We start from the raw sequence: 22,683 nt of genomic DNA, 5'->3' as shown, positions 1-22,683 counted from the left end.
AATAGACCTATTGATAGATGGAGGGATTTTATGTTACGACTTTTGACAGATGCTACAACGGATTCGACAGGATCCAGCTTGACGGAACCTGCCGCAAAACAATTGAATGCCTTGCAGAAATGGTGGCAAAACATTGATTGGGAGGCTATTGTTGGTATCTTGATCCAAAAAGTTCTGATGCTGCTTTTTTTGATTATTTTATTTGGTATTTTGCTGAAAATCAGCAATTATGTCATCGAACGAATTTATCGTTCCTACGAGAAAAAAGGAACCTACAATGCCAGTCGAATCAACACGATCCATGCGCTGATCCGCAATATCGTCCACTATACATTAGGTTTCTTCTTTGTATATGCGTTATTGTCAACGATTGGCGTGCCTGTTGGTTCACTCTTAGCGGGGGCTGGGATTGCTGGGGTGGCACTGGGACTAGGTGCTCAAGGCTTTATGAATGATCTGATCACTGGTTTTTTTATCATTACTGAGCAACAAATCAATGTCGGCGATTATATCCGTTTGACGAATTTGTCATTAGAAGGAACAGTTACAGCTGTCGGTATTCGAACGGTTCAGTTAAAATCCGTGGATGGGACTGTCCATTATATCCCGAATCGGAATATCACTACGATCAGCAACACTTCACGAGCCAATATGCAAGTCGTTGTAGATGTGCGTATCTTGCCATCAGAGGGCTTAGATGATATCCGGTCGATCATTGACGAAGTCAATCAAACAGTGGCTGCTGCTCACGAGGAAGAGATCCAAACGAAACCAGCAATTTTTGGTGTTGTCGACCTTGGCAACAATAATTTTGCGATCCGGACAACGATGTATGTTACCAACGGAACTCAGTGGAAACTAAAAGAAGAGTTTTTAGCGGCTTCAATCGATGCACTGACTGCTAAAGGCTACACCATTCCTAGTGCGCCAATCATTGGCGTCAATTGACCGCTTAAACGTTAAAAGCACCCCGATGATTTTTTCGGGGTGCTTTTTTATCCATTATTAGATGACTTGTAATTCGTCTGTAGGACTGGCCTCTTTTGAGATCAGCATATACCGTTTCTCTAATTCATGTGCTAGGTGATTGACAGATTTTAAGATTTCTTTTCGGGTAATGATTCCTACAAAGATATTTTCCTCATTGACGATGGGCAAAAATGCCTGATCCACTAAGAGATGAAGCATGTCTTCTAATTCGCCATCTTCTTTGATACAAGCCACATTGACTTCCATCACGTCTGCGGCCGTCAAGCCTTCTAAGTTGTCCATACTAAACCCAGTCAGGTCCATCATTCTTTCGACCACGTTCGATAAACTGATCAATCCAACAAGATGATCCTCACTATCTAGGACCGGAATCTTGGAATAGCCGACTTTCGATAAAACGAGTAACGCATGGTTTAGTGGATGATTGTAAAGAACCGTTGCAACGTTTTCTGCAGGTACTAAAAAACTTTCTTGATTTTCTAATAATATTTTTTCTACTGTTTGACCAATCAATCTGAATGCCTCCATTTCACAGCTACTTTTCTATTTTACTAGAAAAATCAAAAAGATATCGTAAAACTGCTTATTTATAATGAATTTTTTACTTTTGATTTCGCTTTCTTAGCGCTCAAAAATAAAATGCAAATCAGCGATTTCATTAAACGTACGATCATAATATTGAACGATCCACTGCTTTTCAGTACTTTCTATGATGGCAAAACTTTTGATTTGAATAGGTCCCCGCGGTTGAGAAATACTGCCCGGATTCAAGAATAGGCGATGCCCCACCTTCTCACAAGCAATCTGGTGGGTGTGACCAAATACAGCAATTGATGCATCAGCTTGTTGTGCTTGAAGTCCGAGTGTTGTCACGCCAAAACGAACATCTGCCAAATGACCATGGGTCACATAAATCGTGTCGAGAGGCGTTTTGATAATCTTTGTATCCTCGTATTCCGGACTGTAATCACAATTTCCGCCAACCACTTGATAGGTTTGCCAAAGGGGATCGCTTGGTTGCAGTTCCGAATCTCCACAATGGATAAAGGTATCCACTTTCCCAGAAAATTCTGCTAGCAAATCAACGAGAATTTGACGATCGCCATGGTTATCGCTAACGATTAAATATTTCATGCTTGTTCTCCTTCCAACCACTCTTGCCATACATTGCGTAGTTTCGCGATGGCTTGACCACGATGACTCACTTGATTCTTTTCTTCTCCACTCATTTCAGCAGCCGTTTTATCTGAACCAACAGGGATAAACAATGGATCGTAGCCAAAACCGTTCTCTCCCCGAGGAATGCGGCCAATTCTGCCTGGCCAATCGGCAGCGACTACGAGACTTTCTTTGTCAGGAGCTGCAAAGACCAATGTACAATGGAATTGTGCTGTTCGTTGTTCATCTGGGATATCAGTTAATTCGTACAACAATTTGGCATTATTTGCAGCATCGCTTTTTTGTTCACCCGCAAAACGTGCCGAGTAAACACCGGGTCTACCACCTAATGCATCCACTTTTAAGCCCGAATCGTCCGCTAGAACAGGTCGCCCAAGAATTTTTGCAATCGTTTCTGCCTTCAGCCGAGCATTTTCTTCGAAAGTCGTTCCTGTTTCCTCAACATCAGGTAATGCGGGATAATCTTTCAATGTCCGAACGTCATAGCCAGCAGCACCAAAAACTGCGGTGAATTCTCGTGCTTTGCCAGGATTACCAGTGGCAATCACGATCGTCTTCTCAGGAATAACGTATTGGGGCTGTTCTTGAATCAGCAATGCTTCTTTTTGATAGGCAATCAGCTCTTCAATGGCTGTCTTGCCATAAATCAGCATTTCGTTCAATTGCTGACCATCAAATGTCGCTTCTTCCCCAGTTCCTTGAATCTCAATGAAACGGCCTGACTCTGTCATTACGAGATTCATATCTACAGCAGCCGCAGAATCTTCTTCGTAGTCTAAATCAGTGACACAAGTGTTATCAGGTAAAATTCCTACGCTGATGGCAGCAAGATGTTCTTTAATAGGATCTTCCGTTAGCTCATGGTTGGTCAATAATTGATCGATCGCCAATCGCAAAGCCACAAAAGCACCGGTGATACTAGCTGTTCGAGTGCCCCCATCCGCTTGGATGACATCACAATCGACTACAATGCTACGTTCACCTAACTTTTCCAAGTCTACCACTGCCCGTAACGAACGAGCGATTAGTCGCTGGATCTCCATTGTCCGACCAGACAGCTTTCCTTTTGCACTTTCTCGACGATTACGGGTATTCGTTGCTCGCGGCAGCATGCTGTATTCTGCCGTCACCCAGCCTTTCCCTGAGTCCCGTAAAAAAGGCGGCACTCGGTCTTCGATCGTTGCGGAACAAATAACTGTGGTATCACCAAATGAGATCACGACGGATCCTTCTGGATGTTTGAATACATTTGTTTTGATTTCTACTGGACGGATACTTCCCGCTTTTCTGCCATCATGGCGCATTTAATTTCCTCCTAATGTGATATGTTGCGAATGGACCGGTACATTCAACCATTCGTTCGCAATTTCATCAAATAATTTTGTTGAACCTGTCGTATAAAAAAAATATTCCGGTTCTTGGGTCATTTGGCTTGTATTGGCAATAGCAAAGTAGTCCAACAGCATGCTGACTTCACCCACTGTTTCTGCACCGGAATCAATCAGCTGGATCTGGCTCCCCATCTCGTTCTGGATTAAAGACCGCAACAAAGGATAATGAGTACAACCCAAAATCAACGTATCTAATTTCTTATTTTTGAGGGGGCGCAGTGTTTCGGCAACGATTTTTTTGGCAACCGATGATTGCGCTTGATTGCTTTCAACGATAGGCGCGAATTTGGGACAAGCCAAGCTAACTACCATAGAACGAGGTGATTTAAGCTTGATTGCTTCTTCATACGCATTGCTTTTAATAGTACCCGCAGTTCCAATGACACCGATCTGTTGGTTTTTTGTTGCTTTGACAGCAGCTCGAGAGCCAGGCAGTATGACTCCGATTACCGGAATCGATAATTTTTCTTTGATTTCTTCTAATGCGACAGCCGTAGCCGTATTACAAGCAATCACCAACATTTTGATGTTTTGCTGCAATAAAAATTCGGTCATCTGCCATGTATACTCGATGACTTGTTCTGCCGGACGCGGCCCATAGGGACAGCGTGCAGTATCACCAAGATAAATAATATGTTCATTGGGCAATTGCTTAATCGCTTCTTTAACAACGGTCAATCCGCCAACACCAGAATCGATAAAGCCAATGGGTTGTTTATTTGTCATAGTTGTCCATCCTTTTTAATGAAAGAAAGAAATTTGTCTAAGTTCCATTTTGGACTTTTTTTACTGATTTTTCAAGTATTGCTTTATCCAAGAAAACAATGAACCTATTGCGGTCAAAAAAAGATCCGAAAACCTCCGATGCTCTGGCTACTCTCGTCCAAGGAAAGCAACTGCATGACATCAAAGGTCATTCGGATCTAGTAATCACTGTTTCTATGCAGCCTCAAGAAATCAGTAATTATACTGACGTGCTTCCAAGAAGCGAGAAAGCAGCGATAAGGCATAGCAGACGATGAAGTACAGCACAGTCATCGCAAGAAACATTGGCAATACATAATTGGTATTTTGTCCATAAATAATTCGAGCATGGTGAGTCAGTTCTGGAAGTGAAATAATCACTGCCAATGACGTATCTTTGATCAATGAGATCAATTGACTAACGATCGCAGGCAGCATGGCTTTAAAAGCTTGCGGCATCACAATGCTTCGCAACACTTGGACATAACTCAAACCGGTAGACAAACCAGCCTCCATTTGCCCTTTCGGTACGGCATTAAGCCCCGCTCGAAAAATCTCTGAGAGCATGGCAGATTCAAAAATCGTCAATGCCACAACTGCAGACCAGAAAATATTGAAACGAATACCGATCTGCGGCAATGCAAAGTACGTGAAGAAAATAATCAGCAGCAACGGCAGGTTTCGAATCACATCGATCACTACACCTAAAATCTTTGAAAAGAACGGAATGTTAGTGAAACGCAAGACTCCTGCAAGGCCGCCAATCAGAAAACTAAAGATGATCGATAAGACGGAGACTTCGATCGTTACTCGGAGACCGTCGATCAAAAACCGAAGATTGATGGCAGAAAAAGCTTCGAAAAATTCCATTTAGTGTCTCCTTTCTATGAGCGTACAGCCCAACGTCCTTCAAGATAAACCATTAAATAGGATAATGGTAATGTGATAATCAAATAAAAGATTCCGACAATAATATAGGTGTCGAAAGTATTAAAGGTTTCACTGGCAATCAAGTCACCTTGATACATAATGTCAAGACCAGCTACCATTGCTAAAATCGATGAATTTTTGACCAAGTTGATAAACTGATTTCCTAGTGGCGGAACAACGATTTTAAAAGCCTGCGGTAAAATAATGTAGCGCATGGCCTGGCTGTAAGTGAATCCAGAGGACAAAGAAGCCTCCATCTGCCCTTTAGGAACTGTCTGGATTCCAGAACGAATCGTTTCTGCAATAAACGCAGACGTATAGATGGTCAAGCCGATCGTTCCCGCTTGAAATCCATCAAAAGTCACCCAATACATCGGCACCACGACATAAAAGAACATCACGATGATCAACAAAGGAATATTTCGGAAAAACTCGACATACGCTTTAGCGATCCCTTTGACCCATCGATTGGTAGACAGCTGAAATATCGCCATCAATGTACCAATCACTAAACTAAAGAATAAAGCCAGTAAACTGGAGAAAATCGTATATTTGAAACCAGAAAAAAACTGGTCGCCGTAAGTTTGAAACAATTCAAGCATGCAAATTTCCTCCTTTAATCAACTTTCCCAGATGCATCATCAGGGAACCATTTCTGATAAATTTCATCATACGTACCGTCTTCATGCATTTCTTTCAATGCCTGGTTGACGGCTTTCAAGAAAGGCTCTTGTCCTTTATCGATAGCTATTCCGTAAGGTTCATTTGTAAATGTACCGCCAACTAAATGATAGTTGGGATTTTCACTGGCCATCCCCAATAAGATCGCATTATCTGTCGTCATCGCATCGCCTTGTCCTGACTGTAATGCAGTAAAGGCTTCGGCATAATTTTCTAACTCCAAGATTTTTGCTTCCGGCGCTGCCTTGCGGATATTGATCGCTGATGTCGATCCCTTGACGACTAAAACCGTCGTATTGGCATTTAAATCTTCGATTCCCTGAATCGGGCTATCTTTGGCTACTAATAAAGATTGTCCAGCATCGAAATAAACATCAGAAAAATCTACTTGTTTCTTCCGTTCATCCGTGATGGTCATCGTAGCGATGATTGCATCGATATTGCCATTTTTTAATAGCGGAATTCGAGTTTTTGATGTGACTTCGACAAAAATAGCACTTCCGTCACGTCCTAAAATATGCTCAGTGATTGCTTTAGCGATATCGATATCAAATCCGCGGACTTCAGCTGTCGCAATATCCATCAATCCAAATAATCGGGTATCATTCTTGACTCCCCAGATGATTTGGTTGCTTTCTTTGCTGCTCGCTAACACATCACGTTCTGCAGCACTTTGGCCTTTACAAGCAGAAAAGGTCATGAGCGCGAATACAAGGAGCAGCACTGTACTGATTTTTTTGCTCATAGCTACTTTCCTCCTAATGATTGGTTACCTTGCTTAAGAATTGTTTGGCCCGTTCGTCTCTTGGGTTTTCAAAGAAGCCATCGACGTCGCGACGATCTTCTAATACTTGGCCTTCTGCCATGAAAACGATCCGGTCGGCTACTTCACGGGCAAAACTCATCTCATGAGTCACCACGATCATGGACATGCCTTCACTGGCGATTTTTTTCATCACGTCTAAAACATCACCGATCATTTCTGGATCCAGTGCAGAAGTTGGCTCATCGAAAAGCAACATTTCTGGTGTCATGGCTAATCCTCGGGCAATAGCCACCCGCTGTTGTTGTCCGCCAGACAACATGGATGGATAAGAATCTTTTTTGTCCAGCATGCCTACACGGTTCAACAGTTTTTCGGCTAAGGCAATCGCTTCTTGTTCATTTTGTTTTAATACTTTAATGGGAGCCAAAGTGATGTTTTCTAACACGGTTTTATTGGGGTAAAGATTGAAATGCTGGAAGACCATTCCGATGTTTTTTCTAATCTCTGTCAATTTGACATCTTTACTGAAAAGATCTTTGCCATTGATCAGTAAGTGACCAGAAGAAATCGTTTCTAATCCATTGATTGTGCGAAGCATCGTGCTTTTTCCGGATCCTGAAGGACCAATCACAACAACGACTTCACCTTTTTCAAATTCAATATTTATGTTTTTTAATGCATGGAATTTGCCGTAGTACTTTTCCACGTCTTTAAATTCTATCATTGCCATTCATTCACACTCCAAGTCTATATTTAAAAATAAATGAGTAATTGAAAAGATTTTATTCATATTATAGCTCAAAATTTTTCTATTTGTAAAGGTAGTTTTAATTTCCACATCATCCCCAAAGAAAAACCTTCATTATTTTAACCTCATGTTAGGTTTTTGTCCATCGTTTTTTTTCGACCCTTAGTAGAACAAGTTGTTTCTTTTGGAAAAACAAGGTAAGATGAACTATATATTGAATTTAGAGGTGGATGAAACGTGAACACAATATTAACCGGAGACCGGCCTACAGGGCAACTTCATTTAGGGCATTATGTCGGCTCATTAAAAAAACGAGTTGAGATGCAAGACGACCCTAACAATCAACTTTATATCATGATCGCTGATATGCAAGCATTGACAGACAATGCCAAAAATCCACAGAAAGTGTCAGAAAATATCTTGCAAGTGGCACTTGACTATTTAGCGATTGGTCTCGATCCGACCCGCTCGACTTTATTTATTCAATCACAAATCCCTCAGTTGTCGGAACTAACCATGTATTACTTGAATTTAGTCAGTGTGGCACGGGTTCGCCGCAATCCGACCGTCAAAGCCGAGATCGAACAAAAGAAATTTGGGGAAGGTGTCCCAACTGGATTCTTCATCTACCCTGTCTCACAAGCAGCTGATATCACTGCTTTCAAAGCCAACTTAGTTCCTGTCGGTGAAGATCAAAAACCAATGCTAGAACAAACACAAGAAATCGTTCATAGCTTTAATTCTATCTATAGTGACGTATTGGTGGAACCTAAAGCAGTTCTTCCGCCTAAAGGAATGGGACGTTTACCTGGTATCGATGGAAATGGTAAAATGAGCAAATCATTGAACAACGGAATCTATTTGGCAGACAATGCGGATATCGTTCAAAAGAAAGTCATGAGCATGTACACTGATCCAAATCATATCCATGTAGCAGATCCTGGCCAAGTCGAAGGCAATATGGTCTTTACTTATTTAGATGTCTTTGGCAAAGATTTAGAAAAAATTGCTGCATTGAAAGAGCACTATCGTCAAGGCGGTCTAGGCGATGTAAAAATCAAACGCTATCTGATCGATGTCTTAGAAGAAGAATTTGCTCCGATCCGTCAGCGACGAGAAGAATTTGCTAAGGACCCGGCTGAAGTCATGAACCTCTTAAAAAAAGGCAGCGAAAAAGCAGAACAAGTCGCAGCACAAACCTTGGCAGAAGTGAAAGAAGCAATGGGGATCAACTACTTTGCATAAATATGAACAACCAACAAACCCACCAGTATGCTTGGTGGGTTTGTTTTTAATTACTATCTTTTATTTAAAGATCCCTAAATAAAAAAGCGAACTGCTCAACTACCATTGACATGTGAGCAAACACCATTCGAGAACATTTTTCTCAATCACGACAGAATCGCTTTCTATCAAAAAGAAGCTACCATCACGAGTAAGAACTTAGACCGGAAAATATTCCCCAGGATGACTTTGAAGCGAGAAAACGATCGGTGCATATAAGTAAGGAATAAATTTATACCCATTGATCAATGCGCGATACTCTTTTTCATTGACCCACTTTGCTGCAGCAACTTTTTCTTACTGCAAACAAAGTTCAGGGTTAGCGCCGGTCCATTGAACAAAATAGAGTTCATTCCAGCCTTCTTCAAATTTCACTGTTAAACGACTAGGGATTTTCTCTAAAGAAAGTGTCATCCCTAACTCTTCTAATAGTTCCCTTTCTGCCGCTTGATAACAGCTTTCACCAGCTTTGACGGTCCCGCCAGAAGGATAATCCCAATAACTAGGCCAGCCTTTTTTTGTGGATTGTCGTTTTTGAATCAGTAATTCTCCGGCTTCATTAAACAATAAAACAGACACCACAACTCGGTAGCCGTCATTAGGGACTGGCGTATCCCGCAACATCGTCGCAGCTGTTGGCTGCTTTTGTGCATCGTAAACCGTCAGTTGTTCCATCAATCGATCCTTTCTTCCATAAAATAAAACTGGAAAAGCAACTCTTCGAGCTGTGGTTATCCATGAGAATATTTACTCTATCCATTATAAAAAAAATTGTAGCATAGCAAGGGAGAACACCTTCCCCCTGCAAATGCTACAATCTTGCTGATTCCTCAAGATCACTCTTTTTTTACGTCACTGTTTCCTATCACAGCAATGGGACTAACGAATTTCTACTTGTAGTGATTCTTCTAGCACACGTGTGATCTTCGACATTGCTTGATTGATTTCTTCATCTGTCAATGTCGCTTCAGGATTAGCAAAAGTCAATCGATAGGCCATTGATTTTTTATTGCTATCGATGTTCTTTCCTTGGTACACATCAAATAGATGAATGTCCGTCAAGAAACGGCCTGCTGCTTGTTCAATGGTTTGCAGGATTGTTTGGTTCGACGTCTTCTCATCCACCAACAGTGCAATATCCCGGTTAACTGATGGGAATTTCGAAACTGCTTGATAAATGAGCGCTGCATTTTCAGTTGCTAACAAACGATCCAAGTCCAATTCAGCAACATATGTCTCAGTCAGATCATAAGCTTTTGCTGTACTTGGATGGACTTGCCCTAGGTAACCGATCACTTCATCCTGTAAGAGGATAGCAGCGGCTCTGCCTGGATGAAGTTCTTTGATTGCTGTTGTCTTTTCATAAGTAATCTGATCCGTAAGAGAAAGACTTGCAAACAAGTTTTCCAAGATCCCCTTAATATGATAGAAATCGACTTTTTGTTCAGCTTCTTGCCAATCTTTTTCGGTGATGGCGCCAGTGATGGCTAGTCCTAGATGATTGTTTTCTGTTGGTAGCTCCCGAGGGTCATCACTTGTTTTGTAAAAGACGCGCCCCACTTCGTACAACGCAACATTGGCATTTTTGCGGGCCAAGTTATAGGCAATGTCGTCCAGCAGTCCTGAAAGTAGATTCATTCTTAAGACACCACGCTCTTCTGTCATTGGCCAATCCAGACGGGTAACCTGACTCTCTAACCAACAAAATTGACGGGCTTTTTCTTCGGTTGTCAATGCATAGCTGATAGCTTCACTCACACCATTTCCTTCTAGGAGTGTTCGTACTTTGCGAGTCAAGCGTTGTTCTTTGGTTAAGCTCCCCGCAACTGTCTCACCACTTGGAAGTGTCGATGGCAGACGGTCATAGCCATAGATACGGGCGACTTCTTCAATGATGTCAGCTTCGATCTGAATATCCCAACGTCTAGGTGGCACCACAACTTGATAGGTACCTTCATTTTCTTGGTAGCCAAAACCTAAGGCGTCAAAAATCTCATTGGCTTCGGCAATCGTGATTTGTGTTCCTAAGTAGCGATTGATCCGATCTAATGTGATCGTGACTTGAACATCCTTAGGGGTCACTTCAGCGCCTTTGACAGCACCTTGTAGAACTGTACCGCCAGCTAGCTCCGCAATCATAGCAGCGGCTGCATCACAAGCCTCCGCGATCGCAGCCTGATTGATACCTTTTTCGAAACGGGAAGATGACTCACTGCGCAAATTGAATTTTTTAGACGTCAAACGAATCGCTAGGGGGTCAAACAAGGCGGCTTCTAAAGCAACAGTTGTGGTATCTTGTGTGATTTCTGAATCTAACCCACCCATGACACCAGCTAAAGCGACTGGTTCTTTTCCATTAGTGATCACAATGTTCTTATCATCTAGCGTTCGTGTCTCTCCGTCCAAAGTGACCAACGTTTCTTGCGGTTTGCCACGGCGAACGACGATTTCTTGGCTACCCAATTTTTGATAATCGAATGCATGAAGGGGTTGTCCAAACAGCAGCAAAATATAGTTGGTAATATCAACGACATTGTTGATTGGTCGAATGCCTTCATTCATCAAACGGTTTTGCAACCATTGCGGACTTGGTGCAATCGTTACGTTTTCAATGATCCGAATTTGATAGGCTGGCGCATCCTTTTGATTTTCTACGCTGACTTTGATCTTGTCTGCGGCTTTCACAGCACTTTCATTCAGTTGAATGGTCTCAAATTTTGGTGTTTGTCGATAAATGGCTCCTACCTCATAAGCGACCCCCCGCATACTTAAGGCATCGGCCCGGTTTGGAGTGATCGACAACTCGATGATGGCATCATCCATATCGAGATAGGGAAAGACTTCCTTCCCCACTTCGGCATCGGTAGGCAAGTAATAAATACCCTCCGCATATTCTTTAGGGATCACACTATCAGAATAGCCTAATTCCTGCAGCGAACAGATCATCCCATTGGATTGTTGTCCGCGCATCTTGCCTTTCTTGATTTTGACATTGCCCGCGATCCGTGAACCTGGGAGTGCCACAATCACTTTGATGCCGCTTTTGATATTCGGCGCACCGCAAACGATTTGTGATAATTCAGATTCACCGATATCTACTTGGCAGATCGATAAGTGATCTGAATCTGGATGTGGCACACATTCTTTGACTTCCCCAACAACGATTTTCTTCAATCCCGCTGCTGGCATTTCGATTCCTTCGACTTCGATCCCTGTGACTGACATTTTATCTGCCAGCTCGTTTGGTGAGATCTCAGAAAGGTCAAGATAGTCATTTAACCATTTGTAAGATACTAACATATTTATTCCCCCTTGAACTGACTGATGAAACGTACATCATTTTGATAGAAATTCCGAATGTCGTTGACGCCATAGCGCAACATCGCAACCCGGTCAGGTCCTAAACCAAATGCAAAACCTGAGTATTCTTTGGAATCGATCCCGGACATTTCCAATACATTCGGATGTACCATTCCAGCGCCTAAAATCTCGATCCAACCGGTGTGTTTGCAGACATTACAGCCGGATCCCCCACATTTGAAACAGCTGACATCTACTTCTACTGAAGGCTCTGTAAATGGGAAGTAGCTTGGACGCAAACGAATGCTGCGATCAGCCCCGAACATTTTTTGCATCATGACTTCTAGTGTCCCTTTAAGATCACCCATCGTCACATTCTTATCGATTACCAGTCCTTCGATCTGATGGAACTGATGACTGTGAGTCGCGTCGTCGGTGTCTCTCCGGAATACTTTTCCTGGTGAAATCATTCGCAATGGCCCTTTGCTGAAATCATGTTTTTCCATGGTACGAGCTTGCACCGGTGAGGTGTGTGTCCGAATCAAGACTTCATCTGAAATATAAAAAGTATCTTGCATGTCTCTTGCTGGATGGTCTTTTGGCAAGTTCATTCGTTCAAAATTGTAGTGATCTTTTTCGACTTCGAATCCTTCAACCACTTGATAGCCCATCCCCACAAAAATATCTTCGATTTCTTCCATGATTTGCGTCAAGACATGACGGGTCCCTTGTGGCATCTGCTTGCCAGGCAACGTCACATCAATCGATTCTTCAGCCAATGCCTTTTCTAGTGCGGCTGCTTCTAATGAAGTTTTTGCTTCCTCAATCGCTTGTGTAATCGCATCCCGGATCTCATTGGCATAGCTGCCGACTTTTGGACGCTCTTCTGCTGACAACTCTTTCATTCCCCGCAAAACTTCCGTGATGGGTCCCTTTTTACCAAGGACATCCACACGAATTTGATTCAATTCATTGATTGAACGGCTTTCTTTGATCTTTGAAAGCGTTACTTCTTTCAATGACTCTAGTTTCTCTTGTAAAGACATGTTTTTCCTCCTTATTCTGTGTGAATAGCTGATAAGTCAAGACGAAAAAAAGACCCCGTTCCTAAAAAAGGAACGACGTCTCGTGTTACCATCCTCATTCGTGGACAAAGTCCACGCACTCACTTCTACTAACGACAGTAGGACTGCCGACTGATTCTTGTTCAGTAAGCTCCAGAAATGAAATTCATTTTTCGAATACAGAACTTGCTTTCAGTCTATGACAAGTCTCCCTTTCCTGTTTCAGCCAAACTACTAGTTTCCATCAACGCTTTTTAACTATTCGATTGACCTTAGTGTACCTAATTATTTGCCAGAAATCAACTGCATTCTTCTTCTCTGACCCAAGTTTCTGCCCAGCGCTTCACACTCATCATACTTTTTTCAAGTGCGACCCCTCTTGGTGTTAAACAGTAAAGATTGTCTTCTTTGCAGACGATTTCTTCACGTTCTAATTCTTTCAAGCGCTCCACCAATACCCGATCGCTCACTTGGGGGATTTTTTTGGCAAGATCCACAAACCGTTGTTTGCCATCTTCAAGAAGCACATCAATGATCAAGCCATTCCACTTTTTCCCTAGAATCGAAAAAGCTTTTTCAAATTTAGGACAAAGGGCGTAATCTGTTTCCACTTTTATCATTTTCTATCACCTCTTTGCATCATTATAGCACATCGCTTACGAATTGTAAGGAATCCCGTTCGAGGGCCTACCATTCGATTATTTTCTTAGCGGCTAGTAAAACCAGATATGTCTCAGTCACAGGTTTCTGCAAAGCTTGTTCTAACGCTTGGCAATACAGTTTTAGCTGTCCATAATACCGATCCCGCATGCGCTTTTCAATCTGTGCTTCACTGCCAAATACAGCATCCGTCTTAAAATCATACAAAATGATTCGATCTGGCAACTCCACATAGCCATCAATAATCCCGTGGATCAATAATTCGGCATCTGGTTCATCAAATCCTTCAAAAATAGTGGCAGCTTCTTTTAGCATTGAAAATGGCTGCTCCCGTTTTACCTGTGTTGCATACTTGATCAAAGTTTGCCCCACGGCTGTTTGATAGAACCACACGATGCTCCCTTGATCAATTTTGTCGGCAACATCTTTCGTAAAGAGCTGACGTTCAACCAATTCATCGATAAAAGCTGCTAAGGATGCTTCCGTCGGTACTTCAGTCAGCGGCAGCATTTGCATAACTAGATGCGTAGCACTCCCGATCGAAGCAGCTTGCGGTTTTTGTTCTTGTAAAAAACGCGGTTTAGCTAATTCAGTCTCAACATAACGAAAGCGCTGAGGTGCCAATTTTTGATCCGCGGAATGCCATTCCAGTAAAGTAATATCTTGATCGTCCGGATCATTATATAGACGTTTTAACTCTGAGACCGACTGATAGCTAGTGGTTTGAGTCGCTTTGCTGTAAGGATACTGATAGTCTAAACGGTTCAGCAATCTTTCTGGGGCTGTAGTACTTGGTGTCGGAGCCACAACTGCCTCTGTTGGCGGCTGCACCTGCAATTGCTGATCAATCTGATCCTGATTCCACCAATGGATCTGGAATCTTGCAGGATGATGGATCGTCATTTTTCGTTCACTGGCATCAGTAAAAACCTGCTCCATCTCTGGATGACGAATCAATGTCAAACCGACCCAATCCATTAGACTGCCTCTTGCAACTAAACGTAAAGCCGGGTCAAGGACTGTCTGACTTTGTGTCAACCCCGCTTGCCAAGCTTTAAAGGCTGCCTGCCGATCCTTATAAGAACCAACTAAATACAGTTTCTGCTCGGCCCGTGTCAATGCTACGTATAGTTTACGCATTTCTTCAGAGAGGGCTTTTTTCAAACGAACTTGTTTGATGGCTTGAAAAGGAATCGTTTCATATTTGATATTTTCCGAAGCATCGATATATTGGATACCTGCGCCAAGTTGTTCTTCAAAAATATAACGCTTTTGAAAGTCTTGGTAATTGAAGAATTTCGTTGTATCCAATAAGAAAACAACGGGAAACTCCAATCCTTTACTAGCATGGACAGTCATGACCCGCACAGCATTTTCAGCTGGCGTCGCCAACGGTTCTGCCAAATCTTTATCTTTTTCTTGCATTTTTTCAATAAACCGGATGAATTGATACAATCCTCGGAAACTGCTTTTCTCATATTTCTCTGCTCGGTGGATCAATGCAATCAAATTGGCATAGCGCTGTTGCCCTGCTGGCAAGCCAACCACGTAATCCAAGTAAGCCATTGTATCATAAATATCCCATAATAAATCAGGGATCGGCAGTCTGCGAGCTGCTTCCCGCCAACGATTCAATTCGCTTAAAAAATCATCCACTCGTTTGCTTAAAGCGGAAACAGTCCCCTTTTGGTTGTCTTGATAAGTCAAGACCGCTTTGTAAAACTCACTGGTACGATCCGCTAGCCGAATCTCTGCTAGTTCGTCTTCCGTTAGCCCTACCATAGGTGAACGGAGAACAGCCACTAATGGAATGTCCTGATAAGGATTATCAATGATTTGCAACAATGCGATCATTGTTTGGATCTCTGTTGCTTGAAAATAGTTCTGTGCATCATTGACTTCAAGAGGAATCCCGAATTTTTTGAAAACATCTAAGATGACCAAATTATTTTTGCGGGTAGGAGTCAGTAAAACGATATCCTGATAAGTGACTGGACGTTCTTCCCGTCTTTTTTTATCATAGATCATAAATTGGGATTGGATCAGTTCTTGAATTTTGATTGCGGTGACGTGAAGTTCTCCTTCCGTTTTGTCTTCAATCAAATTCGTAGTACTTTCAGCTTCTTTTTCATAGAGCAAAAGTTCCGGAATGAATGCGTCGCTTTCAGGAAAACTCGGAAATCCCGGAACTAAAGCCGCTGCGTCATCATAAGGGATCTGTCCAACTTGTTCGTCCATCAATTGTTGAAAAACCAAGTTCGTAAAATCAAGCACTTCGCGGCGCGAACGGAAATTTTCTGCTAAAACGATTCTTCGTCCCCCGTTTAGATGTTCAAATGCCAAATATTTTTCTATAAACAAAGTGGGGTCTGCTAAGCGAAATGAATAGATCGATTGTTTGACATCCCCTACCATGAACATGTTTCCATGGTCTCCTGAAACTTGCCGAACCCAATACAGAATCGCTTCTTGCAGTCGATTGATATCCTGATACTCATCCACGAGCACTTCTTCAAATTTATCGCGGTAATAAACAGAAGCATCGCTGCCTGTGCCATCACCCAATAAGATTTTCAACGTGAAATGTTCTAAATCATTGAAATCCAACAACCCTTTTGCTAGCTTGCGGGCTTGAAAAGCAGTCAAAAACTCTTTGGTCATCTCTGCCATAGTCGCAACGATCGGTTCAGATAGTTGCAGCATTTGCAGCATGTCTGCTGGTGGATAAGGAAAATATCCCTTGAGTTGTTCTAATAGTTTTTTGGCATCATCCCGCAACGGTTTGATTTCCTGTGAAAGTTCTTTTTGTTCTTCTTTCCGATAGCTTGGGTAGCGATCAAAGGTCAAATGAGTCAAGCGATCATATAAGACGGATAGATCGTCTGTTGCCAGAACTCGTTGAATTTCTTGGACTTGAGAAATCTCTGCTTGAACGAGTGCTGCTGCTTTTTCCATTAATGGTGACTGATCTGCAAATTGTTTGGCCGCTGCCAGCAAATGCTCTGCCGTTGCGGCAATTTCTACCAACGTCGGTTTGATTTGAGCCTGATAGAGGTGATTCTCCCCTAAATTGTCCGCGGCTTCATAATTTACCGCTAAACCGTCCAGCCACTTTTCTGGATCAGGGTTGGCGCGGGCAAAATCATAGAGTGACAAAATCAAATCACCAACCGTCTCATCGGAACGATCACTGGCGAAGTTTTCGGTTAATCGAAAGAAGGCTTCATCATTTGCTTCGTAGTGTGCATCTCGTAATTGTGTCCAGATTTCCTCTTTCAGCAGCAAAATCTCCGTTTCATCTGTCAGCATCCGAAATCCAGGATCCAAATCGATCAGATAATAAAAACGCCGAATGACCGTTAAACAAAAGGCATGTAGTGTTGAGATATTTGCGGTAGGTAATAATTGCAACTGCCGAACGAAATGTTGTCTTTTTTGCTCTTGGCTTTCTTGATTAATGGCCGTTTGCAGAGCTACTTGGATCCGTTCTTTCATTTCTCTTGCTGCTGCTTCGGTAAAGGTCACGATCAGCAATTCGTCGATCTGACTTCCTGCTTTTAATTTCTCGATCACACGTCGCACAAGGACGGTGGTCTTTCCTGATCCAGCTGAGGCAGAAACAAGGAGATTGTCTCCTTTATCAAAGATCGCTTGCCACTGAGTATCAGTAAATGTTTCATTTTGTGGTTTTAGAGGGATCTTAGTCATTCTCTTCCTCCTTTAATCGCTGTAAAACCTCTTCTTTCGATAAATTCTCTAGACGATGATAATTATTTTCTTGCAGCATCACATCGAAATCGCAAATACTGCGAAATGGGCAAAACTCACAGGCGCGCTTTTTGTCTTTCAGCTTATAAGACGGATTCAAGGCAATTTCGCCACTGAGAAGTTTCTCCGCACCTTGCTGCATATTTTTGCGGTTGTGCTGCCTCAACAAGCGAATCTCTTCTTCAGTGTAAAACTTGTTTTTGGCTTGTGGTGTCTTTTGGTACGTCCCGCTTTTGTCTTTGCGAATCGGAAAAACTGCTGAATTGCTGCTGTCTGACAGTTCATGATCCAAAAGTGGAAACAATGAGGGTTCATCCAGAAACAACCCATCATATTTGAATTGCTTCAACCGTTCCTCTTCAGAGGATTTTTGACCATCTAAGACTGGATCATGGACATGTAAATAATAAGCCCCAGCCGGGCGCACATTTTCTGTACCAACTAGCTGCACAGCATCATTCAGCGCAACGTCTAAATAAGTGATCAACTGCATTGCTAAGCCATAGTAAGCTTCTGTCAAATCAAATTCACGACTGCTTGATTTGTAATCTACGACTGAAAGCCACTGCTCTTCTTCGGTTTTTGCTGCATCTACCCGATCGATTTTTCCTCGCACATGCAGTTTGCCCCCACTGCTTAAAGGCAGCTCGATGCCATTGATCCCTTGAGCGCCAGCGATCTGTCCAAACAGTACTTCGGTTTTTTGCGGTGAGAAGTGCATTTTTTGTCCTTGCTTCGTTAATGCCCAAGCTACTCGCTGAATCGTCTTACCTAGTTGATAACGAATAAAATTCATTCTGGCCGAACTGGACAATAATGTATAGCGGACTTCTCCAAAAATCTCTTGCAACACTTTTTCAACAAATTGGAGCCGTTGATCCATGGTCAACTGCGTCAATGAGATGTTCTCACTGATCAATACTTTGACAAAGCGATCGAGTGCATCATGGAAAAATTCACCAGTCATCGCTGAGTTAAGTCCATAGATTTCCCGCTCTTTCAAGCGTAGTCCATAACTGACAAAATATTTGTATTCACACTGGTAGAATGTCTCCAGTTGCGAGATCGAACTGTAGATGGATGGCCCATATAAAGCAACGGCTTTATCTTGAGACAACGGGACTGGAATGTTTTGATGGGTCTGGCTTTCAAATACTCTAAGGGCTAATTGCTTTTCAGGCGAATGCAATAAAGCCTGTTTGAACCGTTGCCACTGTGCCGGCAAATTCTGTCGTTCTTTTCTTGCCTGCTGACTTAGATTATTCAACTGATAGATTAATCCCCGATACGTGCCGACGTAGGCTTCTGGATCACTGGTTAAAGATAAGATGCCCCGGTCTTGTAAAGAAACATCTAACCATTCAAGCAGACGAGCCAGATATGGGGACAATTTGATATTTTGCTGGGTATCAAAATTGCATGCATAAGACAAATAGAGTTTATCCGTGGAAGACAATAAGATCGCATAAAAAAGAAACGGCTCTTTGGCGCTACTTTCGATAATCGTATCGCGTAGATATTTTTCTCCCGCAAACAATTGATTGAGATGTTGTCTTTCTTCGTTAGTCAACAATGTTTTATTTTCGATCCTTCTTGGCAACACCGTCTCATTCAATCCTGGTACGAAAGTGATTTTTGCTTGCCGAGGTCGTACTAGATCAAAACGATTAATATTGACTTGATCGATTGCTGTCGGAATTTTACCGAAAGTCAGATTCTCCAAACCCGTCATCAATACTTCTTCAAAGAGTGACTGTTCGAAAGGATCATCGCCATAAATAGCCACAAATTCATCTAAAAGATCGATCAAAGCTTGCCATGTTTGTTCATGGTTGCGAGCTTGTTCTAGTTTTCCTTGTGAGATTGCTTGATCTCGCCAATGAATCAATTGCTGTTCAACACCTGCTGAAAGTAAAAATTGGTATAAAGCACCTGCAGCTTCCCGGTTCGTCTTTGTCTCTTGAATGTTTTTCAAGGAGCAAAAAATATCTTGACGGAAATAGCGGCGCAATTGATTCGTATAATCTGTCAATTCAGCGATGCCAGATGCGTTTTCTCCTGTCAATGTATAGTCCACTAAGAGCCAGTCTCTCTCACGGGTCCAATCTTTTCCTTGGAAGTTATGAGCCAGTGCTTGGTTTTCTGTAATGTCTACTAATTGTCGAAATGCATCCCGGGCAGCCAGCCAGTCTTCTTGTTGTTGGAATGCTTGTGGCAAATAAAGTTCCGTACGCAACAGTCGAAAAATGTCATTTAAACGAAAGCCATAATCTGCACAAGCAAAGAAGGCATTCAAGAATTCAACGAGCGGATGCTGAGCCATGAGTTGCTCTTCGTCAATATAAAACGGAATCTCATATTCTTTAAAAATCGTTGGAATATATTGATGGTAGATCTCTGGTTGCAGTGTCAAGACTTGAATGTCTCGATAACGCAGTTTTGCTCCTTTTTGCTCGCTGATCAATGCGCGGATTTTCGCAGCCATTTGCCGGACTTCTTCTTCAGGATTGCCAACTTTCCACATTTCTAGATACGGTGAAACTGGTTGCTGCTGCTGATAATGGAGCTGATTCTGGGTTTTACGCCAAAAGGATTCCACTTCATTGTATGCGGCAGCTTTCTCTAGTGTCACTTGCTGTGCTTCAGAAGGTGAAAGCTTTTGATCCAAATAAATGGCGACATTTTCCGTTCTAGCGTCAAGAAATAATTGATGGTAACTGCGGCCCGATTCATAGAACAAATCTAATGGTGAAGGTAATTCTTGGGGATATCCATGATCTAAAAGCAAATCGACAACGACGTGCCCTTGTTTCATCAATTCTTTTAATACACTCTGTTCTTGAGTTGAAAATGCTGAAAAACCACTGATGATAAATAATGATTCCGAAAGATCAGGCCGATCGTTCATTAATTCATTGGGTTTAGACCCTTGCTGCAGATAACGTGTTAGTAGTGCCAGCGGTTGTTCCACTTGCAGTTCCCGGGTCACCATTTCTAATTCGAAACGCTGAAAGATCAATGCGAGTTCGGAAAACTTTAACGCATCCTCTCCGTTGCTCCTATTCATCGTTCCACCGAGATGCAGATCTTCGGTTGCGATATTACTTGTCTGCATTTCTTGATAAAGAGACAACAGTTGTTGAATAAACCCAGGTTTATTGATTTCTCCTCGAAAAAGAATCAACTCCTCTTCCAAATCGAGAAGTATTTTGCGAAGGATCATGGTTGCACCGGTATCTGTAATGGCCGTTTTTGACAACCAGCCAGTTTGTTGAAGATAGAACCAGGCCAGACGGTGAAAACTATAGACTTGAGCTCGAATCGAGGCAAAATCTCCAGTGCCTTGTTTTAGCGCCTGCAGAATCTCTCTTTCTCGTTCAAACTTATTGTAGTTAGGGACAAGAAAAAAGACTTCTGTTTGTGGCTTTTCCAACCAAGCGTTAGCTGCATCCAAAATCGCTTGTTCGTGATCGCAGCGTCCATCGCCTAGTATAAATCGTAAACTCATACGAAGACTCCTTTACTTTTATCGTCGCTTCTATCGTAAGTAAAGATCAACTCCTGCATCTACCAAACCTGCGCATGAAAAATAACAGTTTTGATGCTCTCTATTGATCCGTTGACAATTTTTCTTTCATTGTCTTCATAACAAATAGTATAACAAATTTTCTTTTAAAAAAAAGCTCTGAGCGAGTCGGACTTCCGCTTACTCAGAGTGTTGATTCGGAATGCTTCCGAAATCTTTAAGGGGCCAAAAAATAAATTTGACATCTCCTAATACGGCTGACTGATCAATCAAACCAATGGTCCGGCTGTCTTTAGAGATTCGGCGATTGTCCCCTAACACCAACAATTTTCCTTCTGGAATTTGTTCAACACCGAAATCAGCCATCGTAAAGTCAGAAGTCAGTGGATAACCATCGGTTAATTTTGAACGAAAAGCAGAAAGATAAGGCTCTTCATATGCTGCCCCATTGATGAATAAAGTGTCTTCACGGTATTCCACCACATCACCAGGTAATCCGATCACACGCTTAATGTAGTTTTTTCCCACCTCATCAGGGGCTTCAAATGTGATGATATCAAACCGGCTGATTTGGGTGTTTTTCATAGCGATCACACGCTCCCCATCATGCAATGTTGGATCCATAGAATCTCCTTTAACGATCACAGGGGTGAAGACGTATTGTCGCAACGAAAACAGTAACAGCCCAAACAGAGCAACGAACAAAACGGTTTTGAGGACCTCTTTTATTTGTACCAACAGCATCGTCCTCCTTTGTATGTAAACCTATTCAATTAAAACAATAAAGTTGATACTCAATTCTACCATATTCCCTTTATTTAAGGGTAAGACCCTGTTCTTCTTAAACAAAAAATAGCAAAACGTTCGGTCAGAAACCTAGCTTGCTTCCTGTATTCGGCGTACTCGAATTTTGCCAAAAAAATCAACTGGATAGTCCCTTCAAGTGAAAAATTGACCGGGTCTCTTTGCTTTTGCAGTCAAAGGGGCCCGGCCAATTGATTCTCTCAATTTATATGATCGCTTAAAGAAATTCAATGACCTTTTGGCTCTTGATCAACTAGAATATCGATCGGTGTTCCTTCATTTAGATGCTCCGTCAAAAACAGGACCAATTCTTCCATTGGACGCTCGAATTTCAACAGTGGTCCTCGCATCCCTCTTCGAAAGAAATTCATTTTGATCCATTGGTCCTTGCTCTCCTGATACAGTACCACCCGATCCACTTCCTGATACAAGATCCCGCGAATATTTAGTGGATGAATAATGAATCGATCTTCAGCTAACCCTCTGCTATCAAAAACAAAACTTAAGAAAAGCAATCCAGATACGACCCCTCGCAAGCGGTTCTCAAAGGTTTCTTCCATAAAAAACATTGCTATAATGACCACCAATGAAAAGAAAGCAATTGCTGCTTTTCCGCCTTTACGGCTGGCTGCAACAATTTGAATGTCTTTGCGGACGACAGCGAGAAACAAATACAAGACGACCGTGAACAGACACATTAAAAGCGTTAATACACTCATAGTTTTCTCCATTCTTTGTTGTTTCATCTATCTTACCAAATAATTTGCTGCTTCAAAAGCAGAATTATCCTACAACGCGTTTCTATTTTCTATTTTGAAAGAAATCCGCTACAATAGTAAAAAAAAGGA

18 protein-coding genes are annotated in these 22,683 nt (G+C 42.1%); 2 read left to right on the top strand and 16 right to left on the bottom strand.

Annotated elements, in window-relative coordinates:
• Positions 1-30 precede the first annotated feature (30 nt).
• Entirely contained in the window at positions 31-948 is a 918-nt protein-coding gene (locus EGX73_RS12820) for a mechanosensitive ion channel family protein (RefSeq protein ID WP_003126669.1), read from the top strand.
• Positions 949-1,005: 57 nt separating this feature from the next.
• Here the strand turns inward: EGX73_RS12820 and cbpB are convergent, their stop codons facing one another.
• The 8 genes from cbpB to EGX73_RS12780 all read right to left on the bottom strand — a co-directional run bounded on the left by cbpB (position 1,006) and on the right by EGX73_RS12780 (position 7,411).
• Entirely contained in the window at positions 1,006-1,503 is a 498-nt protein-coding gene (cbpB, locus tag EGX73_RS12815) for a cyclic-di-AMP-binding protein CbpB (protein WP_003126670.1), read from the bottom strand.
• Between the two features lie 108 nt (positions 1,504-1,611).
• The gene (locus EGX73_RS12810) at positions 1,612-2,124 is read right to left on the bottom strand and encodes a YfcE family phosphodiesterase (RefSeq protein ID WP_123866989.1); all 513 of its coding nucleotides are present in this window, start codon (positions 2,122-2,124) and stop codon (positions 1,612-1,614) included.
• Positions 2,121-3,473 carry a ribonuclease PH gene (gene rph / locus EGX73_RS12805; RefSeq protein WP_003126673.1) on the bottom strand — a complete coding sequence of 451 codons (1,353 nt, stop codon included), beginning with the start codon at positions 3,471-3,473 and terminating at the stop codon, positions 2,121-2,123. Before rph ends, EGX73_RS12810 begins: the two co-directional genes overlap by 4 nt.
• Positions 3,474-4,286: a glutamate racemase gene (gene racE / locus EGX73_RS12800; protein WP_086269198.1), complete on the bottom strand. Its 813-nt coding sequence runs from the start codon at positions 4,284-4,286 to the stop codon at positions 3,474-3,476.
• A gap of 231 nt (positions 4,287-4,517) precedes the next feature.
• The gene (locus EGX73_RS12795; protein ID WP_003126675.1) at positions 4,518-5,174 is read right to left on the bottom strand and encodes an amino acid ABC transporter permease; all 657 of its coding nucleotides are present in this window, start codon (positions 5,172-5,174) and stop codon (positions 4,518-4,520) included.
• Between the two features lie 14 nt (positions 5,175-5,188).
• Entirely contained in the window at positions 5,189-5,836 is a 648-nt protein-coding gene (locus tag EGX73_RS12790; protein WP_086269199.1) for an amino acid ABC transporter permease, read from the bottom strand.
• Between the two features lie 14 nt (positions 5,837-5,850).
• The gene (locus EGX73_RS12785) at positions 5,851-6,660 is read right to left on the bottom strand and encodes a transporter substrate-binding domain-containing protein (protein WP_003126678.1); all 810 of its coding nucleotides are present in this window, start codon (positions 6,658-6,660) and stop codon (positions 5,851-5,853) included.
• Between the two features lie 13 nt (positions 6,661-6,673).
• On the bottom strand, positions 6,674-7,411 hold the full coding sequence (locus EGX73_RS12780; RefSeq protein WP_003126679.1) for an amino acid ABC transporter ATP-binding protein: 738 nt from the start codon (positions 7,409-7,411) through the stop codon (positions 6,674-6,676).
• A 255-nt stretch (positions 7,412-7,666) separates the two neighbouring features.
• On the opposite strand from EGX73_RS12780, the gene trpS reads away from it, so the two are divergent.
• Positions 7,667-8,674, top strand: coding sequence for a tryptophan--tRNA ligase (gene trpS / locus EGX73_RS12775; RefSeq protein WP_005473228.1), 1,008 nt, complete (start codon positions 7,667-7,669; stop codon positions 8,672-8,674).
• Positions 8,675-9,010: 336 nt separating this feature from the next.
• Here trpS and EGX73_RS12770 read toward each other — a convergent pair whose 3' ends face one another.
• The 8 genes from EGX73_RS12770 to EGX73_RS12735 form a co-directional block, all read right to left on the bottom strand.
• Positions 9,011-9,388, bottom strand: coding sequence for an NUDIX domain-containing protein (locus EGX73_RS12770; protein WP_081132057.1), 378 nt, complete (start codon positions 9,386-9,388; stop codon positions 9,011-9,013).
• A gap of 204 nt (positions 9,389-9,592) precedes the next feature.
• Positions 9,593-12,013, bottom strand: a complete 2,421-nt coding sequence (pheT, locus tag EGX73_RS12765; protein ID WP_096710979.1) for a phenylalanine--tRNA ligase subunit beta — start codon at positions 12,011-12,013, stop codon at positions 9,593-9,595.
• Positions 12,014-12,015: 2 nt separating this feature from the next.
• The gene (gene pheS / locus EGX73_RS12760) at positions 12,016-13,059 is read right to left on the bottom strand and encodes a phenylalanine--tRNA ligase subunit alpha (RefSeq protein WP_123866988.1); all 1,044 of its coding nucleotides are present in this window, start codon (positions 13,057-13,059) and stop codon (positions 12,016-12,018) included.
• 317 nt (positions 13,060-13,376) lie between these two features.
• The gene (locus EGX73_RS12755; RefSeq protein ID WP_003126685.1) at positions 13,377-13,697 is read right to left on the bottom strand and encodes a helix-turn-helix domain-containing protein; all 321 of its coding nucleotides are present in this window, start codon (positions 13,695-13,697) and stop codon (positions 13,377-13,379) included.
• Positions 13,698-13,764: 67 nt separating this feature from the next.
• Positions 13,765-17,445 carry a helicase-exonuclease AddAB subunit AddA gene (gene addA / locus EGX73_RS12750; protein WP_005473235.1) on the bottom strand — a complete coding sequence of 1,227 codons (3,681 nt, stop codon included), beginning with the start codon at positions 17,443-17,445 and terminating at the stop codon, positions 13,765-13,767.
• On the bottom strand, positions 17,438-21,013 hold the full coding sequence (locus EGX73_RS12745) for a PD-(D/E)XK nuclease family protein (protein WP_123866987.1): 3,576 nt from the start codon (positions 21,011-21,013) through the stop codon (positions 17,438-17,440). The genes addA and EGX73_RS12745 overlap by 8 nt, the downstream gene beginning before the upstream one ends.
• 198 nt (positions 21,014-21,211) lie before the next feature.
• Complete coding sequence (gene lepB, locus EGX73_RS12740) at positions 21,212-21,769, bottom strand: signal peptidase I (protein ID WP_003126688.1); 558 nt, start codon at positions 21,767-21,769, stop codon at positions 21,212-21,214.
• Positions 21,770-22,062: 293 nt separating this feature from the next.
• Positions 22,063-22,554 carry a hypothetical protein gene (locus tag EGX73_RS12735; protein ID WP_003126690.1) on the bottom strand — a complete coding sequence of 164 codons (492 nt, stop codon included), beginning with the start codon at positions 22,552-22,554 and terminating at the stop codon, positions 22,063-22,065.
• Positions 22,555-22,683: the final 129 nt, after the last annotated feature.

The organism is Enterococcus sp. FDAARGOS_553 (assembly GCF_003812305.1).
Taxonomy (GTDB): domain Bacteria; phylum Bacillota; class Bacilli; order Lactobacillales; family Enterococcaceae; genus Enterococcus_D; species Enterococcus_D gallinarum.
This window is presented reverse-complemented; position numbering and strand designations above follow the sequence as displayed.